At 60.5% G+C, this 19,321-nt stretch carries 19 protein-coding genes; 6 read left to right on the forward strand and 13 right to left on the reverse strand.

The annotated features are described in order from the left end of the window. Window positions 1–419 precede the first annotated feature (419 nt). From AA105894_RS06950 to hpnD, 4 genes are read right to left on the reverse strand one after another with little or no spacing between them, the layout of a single operon-like run. On the reverse strand, window positions 420–1,049 hold the full coding sequence (locus AA105894_RS06950) for a phosphorylase family protein (RefSeq protein ID WP_267311078.1): 630 nt from the start codon (window positions 1,047–1,049) through the stop codon (window positions 420–422). A gap of 1 nt (window position 1,050) precedes the next feature. Then, window positions 1,051–3,033: a squalene--hopene cyclase gene (shc, locus tag AA105894_RS06955; protein WP_188427533.1), complete on the reverse strand. Its 1,983-nt coding sequence runs from the start codon at window positions 3,031–3,033 to the stop codon at window positions 1,051–1,053. A 37-nt stretch (window positions 3,034–3,070) separates the two neighbouring features. Beyond that, on the reverse strand, window positions 3,071–4,357 hold the full coding sequence (hpnE, locus tag AA105894_RS06960) for a hydroxysqualene dehydroxylase HpnE (protein ID WP_267311079.1): 1,287 nt from the start codon (window positions 4,355–4,357) through the stop codon (window positions 3,071–3,073). 3 nt (window positions 4,358–4,360) lie between these two features. After that, a complete protein-coding gene (gene hpnD / locus AA105894_RS06965; protein WP_267311080.1) occupies window positions 4,361–5,230 on the reverse strand; it encodes a presqualene diphosphate synthase HpnD in 870 nt (289 codons plus the stop codon). A gap of 137 nt (window positions 5,231–5,367) precedes the next feature. Here hpnD and AA105894_RS06970 point away from each other — a divergent pair, with 137 nt between their 5' ends. Together AA105894_RS06970 and AA105894_RS06975 are read left to right on the forward strand one after the other, a co-directional pair. Next, window positions 5,368–5,823 (forward strand): cupin domain-containing protein, encoded by a 456-nt coding sequence (locus AA105894_RS06970; protein WP_267311081.1) that lies wholly within the window; start codon window positions 5,368–5,370, stop codon window positions 5,821–5,823. 92 nt (window positions 5,824–5,915) lie between these two features. Continuing rightward, window positions 5,916–7,097 (forward strand): pyridoxal phosphate-dependent aminotransferase, encoded by a 1,182-nt coding sequence (locus AA105894_RS06975; RefSeq protein WP_267311082.1) that lies wholly within the window; start codon window positions 5,916–5,918, stop codon window positions 7,095–7,097. 137 nt (window positions 7,098–7,234) lie between these two features. Here the strand turns inward: AA105894_RS06975 and hpnC are convergent, their stop codons facing one another. Genes hpnC through hpnA form a run of 3 tightly spaced genes read right to left on the reverse strand, consistent with a single transcriptional unit; the run spans window position 7,235 to window position 10,262 of the window. Then, window positions 7,235–8,110, reverse strand: a complete 876-nt coding sequence (gene hpnC, locus AA105894_RS06980) for a squalene synthase HpnC (protein WP_267311083.1) — start codon at window positions 8,108–8,110, stop codon at window positions 7,235–7,237. Then, on the reverse strand, window positions 8,110–9,264 hold the full coding sequence (locus AA105894_RS06985) for a glycosyltransferase (RefSeq protein WP_267311084.1): 1,155 nt from the start codon (window positions 9,262–9,264) through the stop codon (window positions 8,110–8,112). Before AA105894_RS06985 ends, hpnC begins: the two co-directional genes overlap by 1 nt. After that, window positions 9,261–10,262, reverse strand: a complete 1,002-nt coding sequence (gene hpnA / locus AA105894_RS06990; protein WP_267311085.1) for a hopanoid-associated sugar epimerase — start codon at window positions 10,260–10,262, stop codon at window positions 9,261–9,263. Before hpnA ends, AA105894_RS06985 begins: the two co-directional genes overlap by 4 nt. A gap of 255 nt (window positions 10,263–10,517) precedes the next feature. Between hpnA and AA105894_RS06995 the strand changes: the two genes are divergently transcribed. Further along, a complete protein-coding gene (locus AA105894_RS06995; RefSeq protein WP_267311086.1) occupies window positions 10,518–11,576 on the forward strand; it encodes a lysylphosphatidylglycerol synthase domain-containing protein in 1,059 nt (352 codons plus the stop codon). A 2-nt stretch (window positions 11,577–11,578) separates the two neighbouring features. Further along, a complete protein-coding gene (locus AA105894_RS07000; RefSeq protein ID WP_267311162.1) occupies window positions 11,579–12,460 on the forward strand; it encodes a prephenate dehydrogenase/arogenate dehydrogenase family protein in 882 nt (293 codons plus the stop codon). Window positions 12,461–12,601: 141 nt separating this feature from the next. Here the strand turns inward: AA105894_RS07000 and pyk are convergent, their stop codons facing one another. Genes pyk through AA105894_RS07020 form a run of 4 tightly spaced genes read right to left on the reverse strand, consistent with a single transcriptional unit; the run spans window position 12,602 to window position 16,267 of the window. Further along, a complete protein-coding gene (gene pyk, locus AA105894_RS07005) occupies window positions 12,602–14,074 on the reverse strand; it encodes a pyruvate kinase (RefSeq protein WP_188427526.1) in 1,473 nt (490 codons plus the stop codon). A gap of 42 nt (window positions 14,075–14,116) precedes the next feature. Further along, window positions 14,117–15,064, reverse strand: a complete 948-nt coding sequence (locus tag AA105894_RS07010) for an SH3 domain-containing protein (protein ID WP_267311087.1) — start codon at window positions 15,062–15,064, stop codon at window positions 14,117–14,119. Between the two features lie 49 nt (window positions 15,065–15,113). Continuing rightward, window positions 15,114–15,488 carry a hypothetical protein gene (locus AA105894_RS07015; protein ID WP_267311088.1) on the reverse strand — a complete coding sequence of 125 codons (375 nt, stop codon included), beginning with the start codon at window positions 15,486–15,488 and terminating at the stop codon, window positions 15,114–15,116. Window positions 15,489–15,490: 2 nt separating this feature from the next. Next, a complete protein-coding gene (locus tag AA105894_RS07020; RefSeq protein ID WP_267311089.1) occupies window positions 15,491–16,267 on the reverse strand; it encodes a HesA/MoeB/ThiF family protein in 777 nt (258 codons plus the stop codon). 210 nt (window positions 16,268–16,477) lie between these two features. On the opposite strand from AA105894_RS07020, the gene AA105894_RS07025 reads away from it, so the two are divergent. Beyond that, window positions 16,478–17,053, forward strand: a complete 576-nt coding sequence (locus AA105894_RS07025) for a DUF2939 domain-containing protein (protein WP_267311090.1) — start codon at window positions 16,478–16,480, stop codon at window positions 17,051–17,053. Window positions 17,054–17,081: 28 nt separating this feature from the next. Here the strand turns inward: AA105894_RS07025 and AA105894_RS07030 are convergent, their stop codons facing one another. Together AA105894_RS07030 and AA105894_RS07035 are read right to left on the reverse strand one after the other, a co-directional pair. Next, window positions 17,082–18,230, reverse strand: a complete 1,149-nt coding sequence (locus AA105894_RS07030) for a glycosyltransferase family 2 protein (protein ID WP_267311091.1) — start codon at window positions 18,228–18,230, stop codon at window positions 17,082–17,084. Window positions 18,231–18,444: 214 nt separating this feature from the next. Next, on the reverse strand, window positions 18,445–18,669 hold the full coding sequence (locus AA105894_RS07035) for a DUF3126 family protein (RefSeq protein WP_188427520.1): 225 nt from the start codon (window positions 18,667–18,669) through the stop codon (window positions 18,445–18,447). Between the two features lie 162 nt (window positions 18,670–18,831). On the opposite strand from AA105894_RS07035, the gene AA105894_RS07040 reads away from it, so the two are divergent. Further along, window positions 18,832–19,311 (forward strand): hypothetical protein, encoded by a 480-nt coding sequence (locus AA105894_RS07040; RefSeq protein ID WP_267311092.1) that lies wholly within the window; start codon window positions 18,832–18,834, stop codon window positions 19,309–19,311. The last annotated feature ends 10 nt before the right edge of the window (window positions 19,312–19,321 follow it).

Genomic DNA, 19,321 nt, shown 5'->3' on the forward strand with positions numbered 1-19,321 from the left:
TGACGGCTATAGCCCCGTATTGGTGCAGCCGTCAGAAAGACGCGAAGACGCTCAGCGCTTCAGACACATACCCACGGTCGGGCTTCGCCCCTGCGTTGCCATGATCAGGCACCCTGACCGGTCAGAATTGCGAGTAAATCAAAGAAAGAAAAACATATTATATTTTTTAACAGGCAGTCTCTGCCTATTTTTAAACACAGTATTATCGTCCATAACAACTGTGATACCGGGAGCGTGATGCAAAACTTCCCCGGTATCACACCTTCATTACGAAGTTTTCCGAAAATTTCACTTTGCGTAACATGGCACCCCTTGTCCTGGGCAAATGGTAATGAATGCCATGCGTTGAAACAGCCGATGCAGACGCCATCGGGCAAATCCGACCGCTTCCTCAGCACGTACTCACCGATAAATATGGTTCAGGCTGAACGACCCAGAAACCGGGCCATCTCGTCGCGTGCTGTCTTGGCATCACGGCCAAGCGCCATCAGATCGCCTATCTGACCCGGCTGACGCACGAGGCTGCGCATCAGCTTGAAGGGCGAGATCCGCCCCTCTGCCAGGACATCGCGCGCTGCGGGGGGTAGATCGCGTTTTGAATCGTCACAGACAACACGCAGGACTGCAAAGGGCAGGCCGGTACTGGCCACAAACCCGCTTTCCATATCGACGGCCAGACAGCCGGTCTGGGCATGAAGGGCGGCCTTGTCGGCAGCCGTCGCGACAAGCCCGTCGCTATGCAGAATGCCGCCATGCAGCACGCCGGGCTCCCCCACACCGAATTCACGCGAGAGCGCCGCATCGGTCTTGATGCGCGAACCGTTCACCAGCACCCATTGCGGAATCACAAGGGCACCGGGCATCAGATCGGGCGCCAGCCCGGCGGCGCAGCCGAAAGATAGAAGACGGCTTGCCCCGGCTTCCAGCAGACGCGCCAGCGCTGCCCGCGCCCCGGCAGCGCTGGCGCCACTGATAGCCACCATCGCATCGGGGCAACGCGCCCGTATCAGGCGCGCTTCGGCTTTCAGCCCAACGAGAACACCAAGCATATCAGAAACCGTGCTCGACCCGGCCGGAATTGCTCAGTCCCAGATTGCGGAAGCGCGACAACGCCATGAGCGGGAAGAACTGCTTGTAACCGTGATAGCGCAGATAGAAGACCTTCGGGAAACCGACTGCGTTATAGGGCTTCTCCTGCCATTCGCCCTTCTCGTCCTGCTGCGAGACGAGATAGGAAATGCCACGCTTCACCGCTTTGCTCTCGCGATGCCCGACAGCCATCAGACCCAGAACCGCCCAGGCCGTCTGGGTCGGCAGGCTCATATCGTATTCGCCAGGCGTTGCCCCTTCATAAGAGGCACAATCCTCGCCCCAGCCGCCATCTTCACGCTGCGTGCTTTCCAGCCAGGCCACTGCGCGCAGCACAGCCGGATCGTCATGCGGTACACCTGCGATATTGAAGGCGCAAAGCGCCGACCAGGTGCCATAGATGTAGTTCGTGCCCCAGCGCCCGAACCAGCAGCCCTCTGCCTCCTGTTCGCGACGAAGATAGTCCAGACCCCGTTCGATGACGGGACGGTCTTCAGGGAAGCCCAGTTCGCACAGGAAAGAGACGCAGCGCGCCGAGACGTCCGCCGTCGGCGGATCGAGCAGCGCCCCATGATCGGCGAAAGGAATATGATTCAGCGCATCGAGATCATTGTCGATATCGAAGGCGCCCCAGCCACCATTGGTGCTCTGCATCCCGACGATCCACTCGCGGGCGCGGGCGATTGCCTCGCGATTGCCCTCCGGATCTTCACGATTGAGCAGCATGCCGACCACCGCCGTGTCATCCACGTCGGGGTAATAGTCGTTTTCGTACTGGAAAGCCCAGCCACCAGGCCGCACATCGGGGCAGTTGATGGCCCAGTCGCCCTTGACGTTCAGTATCTGGCGCTGGCGCAGCCATTCCATGCTGCGTTGAAGGCGCTCGCGCGTCTCTTTCGGACGCGTGGCATCGGGGCCGGAGGCGGCCTCTGCCATGGCGATACCCGAAAGCCCCGTATCCCAGACAGGCGAGACGCATGGCTGGCAATAGGTCTCGTCTTCCTTTTCGACGAGCAGTTCCTGAATGCCCTTCCAGGCCAGTTCGACGCGGGGGTCGTTATCGGGCACGCCGAGTTCGCGATACATCATCACGACATTGGCCATGGCCGGATAAATGGCGCCAAGCCCGCCCTCACCGAGACGCGGCTCGATGAAGTCGATCGCCGCCTTGATGGCCTTCTTGCGCAAGGCTGGCGGGAAACGATGCTCGATCGGCCGAAGCATCGTATCGACCTGCTTGAACACCCGCCCCCACACAGAGCGATAAGGCCCGCGAATCCAGTCCTTCACCTCTTCCGGCGGGGTGACGAACAATTCCTGGATATGGATATTGCGCGGATTGATGGCACGCGGCTCGAGGGTACGCAGCACCAGCATCGGTGCCACCACACAGCGCGACCAGTAGGACATGTTCCACATGGAGAACACGGCTGCCTTGGGCACGAGCATCAGTTCGACCGGCATGACCGGCGTGGCACGCCAAGGCACCTCGCCGAACAGGGCCATCTGGATGCGCGTAAAGACATTCGTTCGTGCGGCACCGCCACGATCAAGAATGGCTTCACGTGCGCGCTTCATATGCGGCGCGTCGATATCGTCCCCGATCGCCTTGAGCGCGAAATACGCCTTCACCGAAGCGGAAAGGTCGAAACCGCCATCATGGTAAAGCGGCCAGCCGCCATGCGCGCCCTGGATACGGCGCAGATAGACGCCAATACGCGCCTGCTTTTCCTCATCGATCCGGTCGAGGTAGTGCTCAAGCAGGACATATTCGGCCGGAATGGTGGCGTCGGCTTCCAGCTCGAACACCCAGTGGCCATCGTCATTCTGCCTGTTGGCAAGCGCGGCATGGGCGGAATCGATAGCCTGACGCACCTGGCCAATATCCGCCTCGGCCGGAATTCCGGTCTCATGGCGCTCCAGAACGTCGGAATAGATCAACATTGCCCGCCCTTGTCCTTTCTAAAATACAGTCTCGATATCAATGTGACAGACCCAGAGCCCTGATGGCCTCCGAGCCCGAGCGTATTGCTCCCTCAATGGTCGAGGGAAGACCCGTCTGGGTCCAGTCTCCGGCGAGCGCCAGATTGGCCAAACCCGTTTTTGCCTGAGGCCGCAGCCGATCCTGCGCTGGCGTGGCGGCAAAAGTCGCCCGCTTTTCACACACCAGACGCACAGGCGGCACGGCTTCAGGCAAGGTCTCGACAAGAACCGGCCCGACAGCCTGACGGATTTCCGACCAGATTGTCGCAATCAGCTCGTCATTATCCCGCGCAGCATAACGATTTGCCGCACTCACAGTCACGGAAAGAATCTCTCCCTTAAGATAGATCCACTCCGCAACACCCCCGACAAGCCCGACGAACCCGACCTTAGCCAGCATGCCACGCGCCGTGACAGGCCCCGGCAGGCGGTAATGGACATTGATGATGCTCTCATAGGCATCCGGCGCCGTGAAACCGGGCAAATGCGGTTCGAGCAACGTGCGCGCCACGGGCGAAGGGGCTGCAAACACCACCTTGTCTTCCGGCCCGATCGCAATGGTCTCGCTGCCGCTTTTCAGTCCGACAACACGTCCATCCTGCACATCGAGCCCGGCAATGCGCGTGCCGCAATGCACTTCGCCCTGAAGCCGCCTGAGATGGGCAATGGCCGGATCGACAAAGCTCTCCGACAGACCTTCAGCCGGATACCAGGGGCAGCAGGCCGTGCCGCCAAGAGCCAGGGTCTCTCGCATGATGGCTGCCAGAAGCGCAGCACTTGCCGTCTCGAGTGGCGTATTGAGCGCCGAAATCGCAAAAGGCTCCAGCAATCTGCGGGTCAGCATGCCCTCGCCCAGAAACGCGCTGACCGTCTGATCCGGCCCCGCCTTCAACAGGCGCCCCAGCATCGCCAGCTCCCTGAGTTTCATACCCGGCACACGGCGGCGTCTGGAAAACGCCCAGAACGGTACGCGCCCTCTCGACAGCTGAAGCGTCCAGCCCGTGTTGGTTGAAAGATCGAACCAGGGGAATAGCGGCGCCCCCGGACCCGTCAGGGTCTTTTCGGCACCGATCAGACCGAGGTAGCGAAAGCTCGCCTTGTTGGCCGAGAGCAGCAGATGGTTGCCGTTATCGATACGCGCGTCGAGCGCCTTGTCGTAATAGGAACGCGCCCGCCCGCCACAGGCAGGGCCTGCTTCATAAACCGAGACACGCGCCCGCCCTATGACATCAACCGCAGCGGAAAGACCGGCCAGACCACCGCCTATGATATGAACATGGGTCATGGATCAGCGATAATAGGCGAGAAGGGAACGCAGGATGCGGGCGGCCTTGCTGATCTTCACCGGCACGTCCGGGTGACGCCAGCCCCGACGCAGCAGCGCCTTCAGGATCGGATGATACGACGCTGCCATGATACGCGCCGGACGCATCGCCACGGAGTCGCAGCGTTTCATGGCACGACGTGCTTCACGAAAATGATCGGCTGCGCGCTTTGCCAGGATACGGGCCATCGGGTCGAGCCCCAGCGCATAAAGCGCCTCCTGCGGGTCGAGCGGCACATCGTACCGCACCAGCAATTCGCGTGGCAGGTAGAGACGCCCCCTGTCAGCATCTTCCTGCACATCACGCAAAATATTGGTGAGCTGCAGCGCACGCCCGAGATGATGCGCCACCCGATCGGCCTCAGGAGAGGAATCACCGAAGACGCGCACCGAAAGCCGCCCCACCGCCGAGGCCACGCGATCGCAATAGAGGTCGAGCGTTGCTTCGTCGGGGGCCACAATCGGGCCTGCCGCATCCATCGCCATGCCGTCGATCACGGCGGCAAAATCTTCCTTGCGCAGACCAAAACGGACAATGGTGGCGACCAGCACCCGATCGAGCCCGTCCTGGGTCTCACCCTCGTAAAGGCGGTCGATCCGCTTGTGCCAGTCCTTGAGCGCCTCGAGACGATCCGGAACCTGAACATCCCCGTCGGCAATGTCATCCACCTCGCGGCAGAACGCATAGACGGCAAACATGCCGTAACGTTTTTCCGGCGGGAGAATCTTCATTCCCTTGGCGAACGACGTGCCAGCGCGGGTTACAATGGCATGAACATGCTCAAGATCGGCCGAGGCACAGCCCAGCACCGCTTCCTGTCGAAACCCGCTCACCGCTTCATCCCTGTATCATCCAAGAGCTGCGCCTTTTACCTGCAAAAAATCAAACAGCAAAATCCGGCCCGCGCCACGGGCGTTTTGACCCTGTTCGCTCCCCTGAGGGGGCCCCTCTGCAACAAGGAAAACACACCATGCGATTCTCACACTCTCTCGCTCTTGGCACGCTCGCCCTGGGGCTGGGTGCCGGCCTCACGGGCCAGGCTCATGCGCAGCAGACGGCCACCGCCCATGCCGATCACCTGCTCAAGGCCGACCATTCATGGAACGGCAAGGCCTATACGCATTATCCCTCGGGCCAGCCCACGCTCATGATGATCAAACTGACCATCCCGCCCCATACGGCCCTGCCCTGGCACACGCATCCCATTCCCAATGTCGGCTATGTGCTGGAAGGCCAGCTGACGATTGAAGACAAGGCCAGCGGGGCGAGTCACACCTTCCATCAGGGCGAGGCCTTTGCCGAGAGCATGGATGACGCCCATCGTGGCGTTTCAGGCGATACGGCAACAGTCTTGCTTCTGACCTATGCTGGCGGCAATAATCTTCCAACTTCGATCCCCCTCAAGGGTGAAAAGAAAGAATACTGATAAAAATCCCGAAATTTCGTGTGGAAAATGATTTGACATTCGAAACGAATGACCGTCTCCTTGCTGTCATCTGACCCATCGGAGATAAGCTCATGACCGCGCCACTCACCCAGGAAGCCAAAGAAGATCTTCTGGAACGTGGATATTCACGCCGCCATTTTGGCCGCCTGACGAGCCTGCTCGGCATGAGCGCCGCCCTGACCCAGTTCAGCTCCTCGGCTTTTGCCGCCATCAAGGCACCCGGCGATGACCCGTTTGTGGGCCATCCCGACATGATCCGTATCGGCAGCAACGAATGCTGGACCGGCCCTTTCCCGTCTGCCGTCACGGCAGGCCAGGCTCAGGTGCCCTATGGCAACCGCTACGAGCCCGACCACCTGCGCTCAACCCTGCTGCGTACCGCCTCGTCAGTTGAGGGCATTTCCGAAGAGCACATCCTGCCCTGGCCCGGCTCCAGCGACCCGCTCTGCCGTTCGGTTGTGACCTTCTGTTCGCCCGAACGCGGTCTGGTAACGGCCAACCCGACCTATGAAGCCGCCTGGCGCACGGCTGACTGGATGAAGATCAAGCTGACGCGCGTGCCGCTCTCGGCCCATAACGGCTACGCCACCGACGTGCGCGCCATGCTCAAGGCCGACCCGAATGCAGGCGCCTATTACATCTGCAGCCCGAACAACCCGACCGGCACCGTCACCCCGCTGGAAGACATTGCCTGGCTGGCCGACAACAAGCCTGCCGGTTCGGTCATCATCGTTGACGAAGCCTATATCCACTTCTCGGGCGCCCCCAGCGCCATCTCGCTGGTCAAGCAGGGTAAGGACGTCATCGTTCTGCGCACGTTCTCAAAGATGTTCGCCATGGCTGGCCTGCGTCTCGGCCTCTCCTTCGCCCGGCCGGACCTGCACAAGCGCATGATGCGCTATGACGGCCCGAACATGATCTCCATGCTCAACATCGTGGCGCTCGCTGCGGGTGCGGTCAGCCTGACCCAGGCCGATGCCATCAAGGCACGACGCGACGAGATGATCGCCGCACGCAGCATGACCTTCGATCACCTTGCCAAGCGCAATATCCGCATCGTGCCCGGCAGTCAGGCCAATATGTTCCTCGTGGACTGGAAAAAGCCTGCGGCCCAGATGAAGACGGCCTTTGCCGCCAAAAAGGTCGAAATCGGCCGCAACTGGGATATCTGGCCGACCATGTCGCGCGTGAGCGTTGGCTCGATGAAGGAAATGGAAGGCTTCTGCGCCGCCCTCGACCAGATTCTGGCCTGATCATCATGCGGGGCCCTGGCCCCGCATTCGCGAAGGGAGGCAGCTCCCTTCGCGGTTTTTCCCCTCAACGCCCAGCATGGCCTTGAGGAAAAAGAAACGGACCGACCGCCTTTCGCGAGGCTGGATCGGTCCTTTTTTTAACCGATGAGTGTCCGTGCGCCTTTGGCAAAAGCAAGCACCCCGTCGCCACGACCGAGCTTGACCCGGCCCGCCACAGGATCTTCACGACGCAGCCTTGTGGCAAGACGCTGCGAGAGCGCCACCACGACCGCACAATAGGCGCGCATGCGCCGATCGCGTACCAGACCCGGCAGGGCCGAAGCCTCACGATTCAGATGATCGACCTCGTCGAGCAGATGGTCGAACACACGGCGTAGCCCGGGCTTGCTGCGCGCCAGAAGCACATCTTCTACCTTGGCGCCCTCGGCATCGAGCATATCCTGCGGCAGATAGGAGCGGTTGAGGGTTTTCAGATCGCCCGTCACATCCTGCAGGTGGTTGAGCACCTGCAACGCGCTGCAAAGTGCATCCGAGAGCGGGAGCGTCTCGACCTTTTCGCCATGCAGCAACAGCAGGAAACGGCCGACCGGATTGGCCGAAAAGCGGCAATAGCCCAGCAACTCGTCCCAGTTGCCATAACGGTTCTTCACCGCATCCTGGACGAACGCCGTGATCAGATCGGTCGCGGTCTCGAGCGGCACGCCGGTCTGGAGCAGATGGCGGCGCAGGATCGCGGCTGTCTGCGCATCGGCACGATAGAGCGCCTCGCGCTCGCCGCGAATGACCTCCTCCATGCCTTTCAGCCTTGCAATCTTGGCGTCGGCAGAAAGCGTGGCGTTATCGACCATATCGTCGATGACACGGGCAAAATTGTAATAGGCCGTGACATGCGCCCGGTTCGCTTTCGCGAACAGAAGAGACCCGACCGGGAAATTCTCGTCGCCTGCGCCCTTGGGCGAGGTGACGTCAGACTCGCCCCAGACCGGGTCGATGGTCTTGCTGATGGCGTTCATCAGGCGTGGGTCTCCTCGGTATAAAAGCGGCTTTTCCATTGAACGCCGCGCCCGCGATGATGATCGACCGCAGACCCGATGGTTGCCGCCATATAGAACGCCGCTACAACCGGCAGGGCAAGCGCACGCAAGGGCGAAAGCTTAAACCGTGAAAGTGTTGGCAGAAAGGAGACGGCAGCCAGAAACAGCGAGGCGCCCCCCATGACGCGCACCCGCCCGCGACCGAACAGCGCAAAATAGACAGGTGCCAGCCAGACCAGCCCCATGCCGATTATCGTGCAGAGCAGGATGACCGGCGAATAACGCAGCTGCACATAGGCTGTGCGGGCGATCATGCGCCAGATATCGCCCGCCCCGCGATAGGGGCGGATCGACCAGGCAAGCGTGCTATGGCCAAGATAGAGCTTGCCCCCGGCCCGCTTGATGTCAGACGCCAGAGAGCAGTCATCGATCAACGCCCCGCGTACTGTCTCGACACCGCCGATACGTTCGAGCATCGCACGACGCACCAGGATCGTACCGCCCGCTGCACCAGCCACTTCGGAAGCCGGATCATTGACCTTCTCGAACGGATAGAGCATCGCGAAGAAATAGACGAAAGCAGGCACCAGAAGGCGTTCGGCGGCGCTTTCGCAGTTCAGCACCACCATTTCCGAGACCATATCAAGCCCGTCGCGCTGCGCCTTTTCGACCAGCGTTTCGAGATGCAGGGCCGAGTGCAGAATATCGGCATCGGTCAGCAGAATGAATCCGTCTGCATCCACCTTTTCGCGCGCGACCATCTCACCCTGATGCACCGCCCAGAGCTTGCCGCTCCAGCCTTCCGGTCGCTCGCGCCCGGTCACAACAGTAAGGCGACCATGCGGGTCGGGCACCTGACGGGCCAGATCGCCCGTACCATCCGTACTGCCATCGTCGACCACAATGACACTCAGCCTGCCCTTGTAATCCTGCTGCAGCAGCGTCGCGAGACATGGCTGAATCGACTCGGCTTCATCTCTGGCGGGCACGACGACAGCGACATCCGGCCACACACTGGCCGACACCGTATTGACCGGGGTCAATCGGGTGCCGGTACGCCAGAAACGGCCATGGGCAAAAAGCAATTTACCCCAGGCCGCCAGCGCAGAGACGGCCATCAGATTTCTGATCATTTCGTAGAGATCCGCCCATGTTCGCGAAACCAGGTTATCGCGTCTGCCACAGCCTCGCGCGCCGGACGCGGCGCATAACCAAGTTGCTCCTGGGCCTTGAGAGAGGTGAAAAACATCTTTTTCTTCGACATGGCGAGCGTCTCGCGCGTCACACGCGGCTCGATCCCAAAACCGCGCGCCAGCCATTCCGAAACGATGGCAACAGGCTGCAGCCAAGACTGTCTGAGACGGATACGCGGCGGCTTGACGCAGGCAACCTCGCTGATCAGGGAGAAGAAATCGCCAAGCATGTAGTTTTCACCACCGAGAATGTATTTCTCGCCGATCACGCCTTTTTCCAGCGCCAGGGCATGCCCCTCGGCCACATCATCGACATGCACGATGTTGAGCCCGCTATCGACATAAGCAGGCATATTGCCAGAGGCGACATCGACAATCATCTGACCTGTCGGGGTCGGCTTGATATCACGCGGGCCTACCGGTGTGGACGGATTGACGATCACTGCAGGCAGGCCACGCTCGCGCACCAGCTTGAGCACTTCCTGCTCGGCCCGGTATTTCGAAAGTTTATAGACCCCGATCACGTCGTGTTCGGTGACAGAGGTAAGTTCATTGGCAGGTGTCGCATCCTTGGTCAGGCCGAGGGCGGCAACAGACGAGCAATAGACAATACGCTCCACACCAGCATCGAGCGCAGCCATCATCAACCGACGCGTGCCCTCGACATTGGCCCTCATCATGACAGCGGGGTCCGGCACCCAGAGGCGATAATCGGCGGCCACATGAAAAAGATAGCGACACCCGGCGAGAGCCGGACCGAAACTCTCAGGCGCGGTGAGATCACCGATCACCAGATCGGCGTCCAGTCCTTCGAGATTTGACAGATCAGCCCCTGCGCGCACCAGCAGCCTGATCCTGTGACCCCGTTGCTTGAGAATACGCGCGACTGCCGAGCCAACAAAACCGGTTGCCCCGGTAATCAGCGTGTATTCGCTCATGATAGGCCTTGATGCTCACGTTTATTGCAAATTGATATCGCACCATACCGTTCACGGAAGGACAAGCAACCTGCGGGTGATGGCTTTTTCGTCATGTTACGCCTTGGAGTAGCGAAAGCAGACTGTCTGGTGTAGACAGCCGCGAACACTCGACAGCGCGACATATTCTAGAAAATGCCGCAGAAACCTCATCTGCCCTTTTCCCTGGCCATATGAGGGCCCTCGCAACCCTGCGTCGTTCGGACAAGACTGGCCTTGAAAACCCTGACCTTCATCCTCTCCCTGCTCGGCCTCGCTCTGCTGACAGGGATCATGGCCTGGCTCGGCATCGGTCATGTTTTCACCGCCATGCAGCGTATCGGAGTCGGCGGATTTTTGGCCATGGTTGCCGGTCAGGCGCTGGTCGATGTCGGGCTCGGAACCTCCTGGTATCTCGCCTGTCCAGAAGTCGGACTTTTCAGAACCATCGCCTCACGCGCTGTGCGTGACGCCGCAGGAAACTGCCTGCCCTTTTCCCAGCTCGGCGGCATGGTGATCGGCATTCGCGCCACCTGCAGCATGCCCACCCTCAGCCGCAGGCTCGGCCCATTGCAATGGCCTGCTGCCGTTGCGACCAATATTGTCGACATCACGACCGAGGTGCTGGGCCAGATCGTCTTTGTCATCATCGCTCTGGCATGCCTTTTCTCCCATACCGGCGCCAATAAATTCACCTGGCCCGTTCTGGGAGGGATGGCCCTGCTGGCCCTTGGCATCGCAGGCTTCATCTGGACCCAGCAGCGCGGCGGCGTGGCCATTCATCATGCCGCACGCTTCCTTGGGCGTCATATTGCCGAAGGCTGGCGCACGACGCTGATCGACAACATGGACAGTTTTCAGGGGCAGCTCGACCTGCTCTGGGCCCGCCCGGCTCGCATCGCAAGCGGCGCCATGATGCATCTGCTCTGCTGGCTCGGTGGCGCTGGCGTTACCTGGCTGTCGCTGGAACTGCTCGGCGCCCATATCGGCTATATCGGTGCAGTCGCCATCGAGGGTGTCGTGTGCGGCATCATGTCAGCCTCGTTCCTCGTGCCTGCCGCGCTCGGCGTGCAGGAGGCGGCTTATGTTGCTCTCGGCTATTTCTTCGGTATCGAGGCCGAAATCTCTCTTGGTCTCTCCCTTCTGCGTCGCGGGCGGGATATTGCGATCGGTATTCCTGTCATGGCGCTTTGGCAGATTTCCGAAATGCGCCGCCTGCGTGCCAGCAAGCATGAAGCCAAGGCCAGCGAAACCCTCGATTACAGCGACAACGCCACTGGGAGCGAAGCATCATGACGATGCCTCTTTTTGGTACGTTCTGCGTCATAGGGCCGGGGCTGATCGGCTCTTCCGTCCTGCGACGTCTGCGCGCCCATCCCGGTCTGGTCGACAGGCTCGTCGTAGCTGATCGCGACCCCGCTGTTCTCGAACGGATACGCGATCTCGATCTGGGCGATATCGTTACCGAGGATATGCAGAAAGCGGTCGAAGATGCCGACTGCGTCATGCTCTGCGTTCCGGTCGGGGCTATTGCCCCTGTGGCTGCCGCCATCCTGCCTCATATGAAGCCGGGCGCCATTCTGACCGATGTGGGCTCGACGCGCCGCAGCGTTGTCGAGGCTCTCACCCCTCATCTGCGCGATGATATCGCCTATGTACCGGCCCACCCCATGGCGGGCACGGAGCATTCAGGCCCAGATGCCGGCTTTGCGACGCTTTTCGAAGATCGCTGGTGCCTGCTCACCCCGTCAGGGGATGCCCCACAAGCGTCCATAGACCGCATCGCAAATTTCTGGCGCGCCATGGGGGCGCGCATTCGCATCATGGATCCAGATCATCACGACACGATCTGCGCCATGGTCAGCCATCTGCCGCATCTAATTGCCTTCACCATCTGCGGCACTGCCGATACGCTGGCTGAAGACATGCGTGCCGAAGTGCTCGATTTCGCCGCCTCGGGCTTTCGGGATTTCACCCGCATTGCGGCTTCTGACCCGACCATGTGGCGCGACATTTTCCTGAACAACAGCGATGCCCTGCTGAGCGTGCTCGATCGTTTCAGTCAGGATGCCGCCGCCATGGCAGAGGCCATACGCAAGGGCGACGAGAAAACCATTGTCGAGACGATCTCGCGTGGCCGGCGTATCCGTCGCAGCCTGATCGAAAACCGGCAGGCCTGATTTTTCAGCAAGGCTGAAGAGGGAGGGGTTCGCTCCCTTGCGGGAGGCGGGAAGTTACTCCGCCTCAGCCATGGGGCGTTGCCCTCCGAAGACCCTCTACCGAAGGCTTACTGGCGGGGCTGTACCCCGCCAGTAACGCGTTCAGATGGTGACGACGCGCAGGGTGTTGGTCGAACCCTGCTGGCCGAAAGGCAGACCGACGAGCAGAACCAGCTTGTCGCCCTTTTCGGCATAGCCTTCCGATACGGCCAGACCGACAGCCTGATCGACCACGCCCTCGACGCCATAGACCGGCGTTTCCTGACCGACCGACATGGCGCGGACGCCCCAGACCATGTTCAGGCGACGCGCCGTCTCATCATCCGGCGTCAGGGCCAGAACCGGGCAATCGGCACGCTCACGGGCAATCTGCAGCGCACCACGGCCGCTCTGCGTGTAGACCACAATGACCGCTGCCGAGACCGACTGCGCAACATGCCATGCAGCTTCTGCAATGGCGCCACCGGTCGTGCCATCGCTGTCGGGGCGAAGAGCCTCTTCCTGCATGCGCCATTCAAGATCGTTCTCGACGCGACGCGTCACACGGGCCATGACTTCCACGGCTTCGCGCGGGTATTTGCCTGCTGCGCTTTCGGCAGAGAGCATCACAGCGTCCGTACCATCGAACACGGCATTGGAGACGTCAGACACTTCTGCACGCGTCGGTGTCGGCGAGGTGATCATGCTTTCCAGCATCTGCGTGGCAACGATCACTGGCTTGCCCTGGAAGCGGGCTTCGCGGATCGCACGCTTCTGCTCGATCGGCACTTCCTCAGCCGGGAGCTCGACGCCCAGATCGCCACGAGCCACCATCACGGCGTCAGACAGCGCGATGATGTCGCTCAGACGCTCCATGGCCTGCGGCTTCTCGAGCTTGGTCATGATCCAGGCGCGGCCCTTGGCGATGTCCTTGGCTTCCTGCACGTCTTCAGGACGCTGCACGAAGGAAAGCGCCACGTACTCGACACCGAGATCGAGAGCGAAGGCAAAATCCTTGTGGTCCTTCTCGGTCAGGGCCGGGATGGGCAGCACGACGTCAGGCACGTTCACGCCCTTGCGCTCGGACAGCCAGCCACCGACTTCGACTTCGGTTTCCATATGCGTCTCGTCGCAGGAGACGACGCGCAGACGCATCTTGCCATCATCGAGCAACAGACGGCTGCCGGGCTCGGCAGCACGCATGATTTCGGGGTGCGGCAGACAGGCGCGGCGGGCGTCACCGGGCGTGCGATCCAGATCAAGGCGGAAACGGGCGCCTTCGATCAGCTCCACCTTGCCATCGGCGAACGTGCCAACGCGCAGCTTTGGACCCTGCATGTCAGCCAGAATAGCGAGCGGGCGGCCAAGCTCGGCCTCGACGTCGCGAATGGTGGCATGACGCTTGGCATGGTCTTCATGCGACCCATGCGAGAAGTTCAGACGGAACACGTCAGCGCCGGCCAGAGCCAGTGTGCGGATCATCTCATGCGTGGAGGAGGCCGGGCCGAGGGTCGCAACGATCTTCGTGCGGCGCTGCTCGGCCTCTTTCTTCACTCCCGTGCCCTGAGCCGAAGCTGCCTGAGGTGAGGATGTCATACTGATCTCCGATCCAATTGCTGCACGTTGCATATCATAGCCTCAGCTAGGCTGAAGCGTCTCTCCTGGCAACAGCCCCCAGAACACACGTCTGGGAAGCCATCCCGTATACCCCTTGACCACCACCTTGCACCATGTCGAACCCTGAGGGCACAGCTTGAGCGTCCCCACGGTTCCCGACTGCAGGACGGCGACGATGGCGCTGTTTTCATCAGACTGGCTGTAAAGCAGCGTATCGCCCTGGCGCTGGCGCGCCTCGCTTTCGCCAGGCACATAGCCCAGCACACGCGCATCGGCCTTGCCGATCACATCGCCCGATTTGGCCGAGGCCTCGCCCACAGCCGCAGCATGACCTTCAGGGGGCTGACCGGGAATGACGAAGGTACGCTGGCCGACCAGCGTTGCCTGATGCACCCAGCCTTTCATGCCATCCGAGTCTTCAATCAGACGCCAGACGTCGAATTCGCGCTCCACTTCAACAGGCAGCCCGCGTCGGTGATAGACCCACTCGATCGGATAGCGCTGTCCCGGCCCCTTGCGCATGAAGACCTTGTCTGCACGCATCGCAGCAAAGCGAGGCAACGGCAGGCCTGTATTGGTCCCCTTGTCCTGCGGGGGCGCGTCGGGTGCGGCAGCCGCTGCGGCGGCATCATCGGCAGAAGGCGGCACAGGCTGCGCTGCAACCGCAGCCGCACCTGCCGCAACACCCGCCGCCGCGACAGCGGCACGCGCATGATGCTTGCCAGTGGTGTGAGACTTCGCGACGCGTGTCCCTTCGCTGGCATGGGCAGATTTATGCTTCCTGCCTACCGCCTTCTTGTGATGGGCGCCTGTCTCAGCCGCCGCGGCCTTGGCCGAGGCTGAGGAAGAGGCTGCATGTTTATGGTGATGTGCAGGGTGTTTTGTCGTCTGTGGCGCCGCTTCTGCCAGCGCGCCGAACGGCAGCAGAATCGTCAGCCCGATGCCGTAGACGATGCGGAATGTCTTCATGGGTGCATGGGTGCCAAGTTGTGGCGCTTCGGGCAAGAGGGCGACCGCGCTACAGGCTCAAAATCTGAGCGTCAGCTGTGCGCTCCAGAAAGCTCGTCACACCACAGACACGCGTCCCGCCACAGAGATCCTCAACAGTGAGACCGGCGGCCTTCATCCCGGCCTCGCAGGCCAGAACCTCGCCGCCAAGCTCGAAAACGGCGGAACGCAGGGTTTCGAACCCTGCGACCCCCCTCTCCTGGAACTGTGTATCGAGCGCCACACCCTCCAGTGCAGACCAGTCCTGGCGCAGCGCCTCGACGCTCAAGCCCCCGGCAAACAGGACAACATCGCGCCCGAGAGCCAGCGCTCCCGCAGCGAGCACAAACGCGTGATGAGCCCGTTCGAAAGAGCGATCGGCCAGAATGATTCCCATCACGCGCATCGTCAGCGTTCCCCTCCGCAACAGGCACATTCAGGGTCCGGCGGCAGATCGAATCTCCGAAACGACGCATTGAGTGCACTCCAGACTAGAACACGGCCACTCAGCCCCTGCCCGAGAGAAAGCAGCTCCTTCAGCGCCTCTATCGCCATCAGCGAGCCGATAACCCCGGTGACGGCACCAAAGATTCCTGCCTGACCGCAGCTCAAAGCCTCGCTCTGTTCGGCATCCGGCATCAGACAGCGATAGCAGGGGCGACCCCGGCCGGGCACAAAGGTCGAAAGTGTTCCGTCGAAGCGCTGCACCGCCCCGGAGACGAGTGTCTTTCCCAATGCCCAGCAGCAATCGGCAACAGCGTAGCGTGTCGGGAAATTATCACTGCCATCACAGACAAGATCATAGGCACCGATGAGATCCGGCAGGTTCTCTTCAGTCACCCGCACAGGGTGGGGTACAATCTCTATTTCCGGGTTGAGCGCCTTGAGACGCAACACAGCGCTATCGGCCTTGCCCTGACCGACATCGCCGGTCTCAAACAGGATCTGACGCTGCAGATTGCTCAGCTCGACATGATCGTCATCAACGATACCGATCCGCCCGACACCCGCAGCTGCAAGATAAAGCCCGACCGGGCTGCCGAGCCCACCAGCCCCAATGACCAGAACAGACGATTCGCGAAGACGCGCCTGCCCCAACGCTCCGATTTCCGGCAGCAGGATATGCCGCGAATAACGGCTCAGGGCATCATCGGTGAAGGTCAGATCAGGCAAATCGGGCGACATGATGCAAAGGAAATCCGGCTCTCAAAGAAAACTTCGTTGGCTCTCAGGATTTAGATGACAAAAGCGTGTCCACTCCCATAACATAGTAGCGTTCACCGAAGAAAACAGAGGCTTCTGCCATCCGGAACGACGCTTGTTGCCGGCTTGATCGATAAAGACGCACGGTGGTCGTGCGTTCATGTCCCTTTTGCCAGTATTAAGAGAAACGCCATGAGAGACCCCGCCGGAGTCCCCTACGAAGCTGCAGCGTTCTCGGAGCGCCTGACATGGCCCTCATTCAAGCGCATGCCCCATATCATGGGGGCTCTTTTTGTCGCGCTGGCCTGCATCTACGCTCTTTCTCCCTATCTCGCGCTCTGGTCTCTCTCCTCGGCGCTGCGCAGCCACGACACAATCACTCTTTCTCAGCATATCGACTGGAGCGCGCTGAGCACTAATCTCAAGGCCGAAGCCATTGACGCTCTGATCGGACCGCCGCCAGCAGCAGATGACCTTCCGGACTTCGGCTCGTCCTTTGCCAGCAATGCCGTCTCTCACGCCATCGATACGCGCCTGACGCCGGAATTGCTCATGACCATGGCGTCGCAGATGGTTGACACCCCTCGAACGGCTCCCGATTCGAGTCTGAGACAGCTTTACGCCCGCCTATCGGCCCATTTTGTCTCGCCCTTGCGCTTTGAAGCCGGTCTGGTGACCGCGCCCGGCCAGAGACCGACAATCGTGCACATGAAGTTCGAACAATGGCGATGGAAAATCACCGGCTTCGATATTCCGAAGGCCATCTGATTTCCGTGCGGTCAAACGCGCTGCCCTCTCAGAACTTGCGGCGCGTAGCCCCCAGCCCAAACCGGTGCATCACTCTGGCAATGGTGTAGGGCAGTACCAGCACATTGCGTGACTTCGAGTGCAGGCAAAGCTGAAGCAGGCGCAGACGGACACGATCCTCGATGCGCAGACGCGTATGGCTGAACATGATGCCCACGAACTCATCAAACATACCGATCAGCTCATCGCGATGCTGCGCCATTCTGATCTCATGCTCGTAACGGGCAAAATAGATCGACTTGAAGGCCTCTCCCGCAATCAGATTGCTGAACCGGGGAAAGAGGAGGTCGCGCACATAGATCGCACGCCGCTCGGGATCTGAGGCAAAAAGCCTGCACAATTTGTGGATGTACAACATCCGGCTGCGACTCATGCGAATGCTGTAGGACGTGCTGTTCTTGTTGATGCACCAGACCGTAACGGCCTGCGGAAAAAAGTAACTCGTGAAGCCGGCACGAAACAGCCTGAGGAAAAGATCGTCATCCTCATAACCCATGAATTGCTGATCGAACCCTCCGACCGCCTCAAACGCCTCGCGGCCAATGATCGACGCTGAAGGCAGGATATGCATATCGCGCTCGATCAGATCCTCGATCGAATATTTCGGGTGTTTGCTGTGTCGGGTGACGATCGAGGTGGCGATGATATGGCCGTCTTCGTCCGCCTCCATCAAGTCGCCATAAGCCCAGCCGAAATGCGGGTCGTTCTTGGGAATATGCCCCAGAAGCAGCTCGATATGGTTCTTGAGGAAGAAGTCATCCTGATCGAGAAAACAGATAAAGGCTGCTTGCGTCAGAGACACACCAAGATTGCGGGCACTCCCTTGTCCGCCGTTTTCCTTGTGATGCACGCTCACATCATAGCGCGCAGCAATGGCCTGCAAGCGGGAGGATTCTTCTTCAGAAGACCCGTCATCGACGATGAGGAACTCGTCGGCCTTCACTGTCTGGGCGAGAACGCTGCGTATGGCGCGTTCTATGTAGCGGGCGCCGTTATAGAACGGGATGATTACAGCAACGGTTCTGCGATCTTCTGCTTTTGCCGATCGGGTCTGGGCCTTCGCCGAGGCCGCTCTGCCTGACGGTTTTCTGGCAGAAACAGCCTTTGTGCCGGTTTTCGCGTCTGGGGCCTTGCTCATTGAGGCGTTCTCCCTGTTCACGCCGACCGCAATCCGGCGCTTTTTACAGCGCCGGAAGTCACGATTGCCATGACGGCGCCTCACGCTTTACTCAGCCAACCCCATCAAGGCGTGGGGTGGCGGGCAAAGCTCGCAGTTCAGACAGGCCGAAACGGGCATCTGCTGCACCGGCCTGTAACGGCTGGTACAGAAAACGCCTCCTCAGCCACGGTCATCAGGCCGGGGGAAGATCTTCTTCAAGCACCGTAATATGGATGGCATAGGAGACCTCGCCCTCGTCATCATCGCGATGAACCGTACCAATGACTTCGTCATTGACAGCCAGTTCAACCGTGTGACCGGCTCGTGCCGGCGGGTTGACGGTCAGCTTGGGTGAGCCGAGCAGGCGACGCAGCGTCGTTTGCAGACGGGTCAGCTCTGAAGCAGGGATAGTGGCCATGATCACTCCTGGATTTTGAAAGCTGGAGCGATCTGTAGAGCATCCTGCCGCCCTGCGAAACCTCCTTTAGGATGCCTGCACTTTTCGCAAAAAATCGGCCATTCTGCTGCCATGTTTCCTTCGCAGCCTTCGCGCTTCAGAAAAATTGCCTGTGGGAGAATCATGCTTCGCTTTCTGCTGGCCCTTGCTGCTCTCGTAGTGGCACCGATGGAAATCGCCTTCGCAGGGGCGGCCCCGTCACATTTCAGTGCCGCCCTGTCGCGTCAGATCTCGAGCGATGGTCCGCGTGCTGTCGCCTGGCGACTGACGCTGAATCATAACTGGTCGCGTGTCGTCAGCGATGTTGCGACCAATGACCCGGCACTGAGTTCGGCGACGCTGCGTGCGCTGCTCGATTACACGCCCAGATATGAAAAAGCTTCCATGCAACAGGCGCTTAGAGAGCGTCTGCAGAAAGACACGCTTGCGGGGCTTGCAGCCCTCTCCCCCGTTTCCCACAGCCCCTATTCGGGCCGGGCTATCTGCGGCGCAGGTGAAGCCCGCTGGAAGCACCAGCTTCAGCCCGCCCTGCTGGCGACGCATGACATCGTCTATGCCTTGCAACGCGAGGATTGTCTCAAGGCGTTACGGTTACATTCCTGAGATTGAAACG

The sequence above is a fragment of the Asaia spathodeae NBRC 105894 genome, assembly GCF_025994195.1.
Lineage (GTDB): Bacteria > Pseudomonadota > Alphaproteobacteria > Acetobacterales > Acetobacteraceae > Asaia > Asaia siamensis.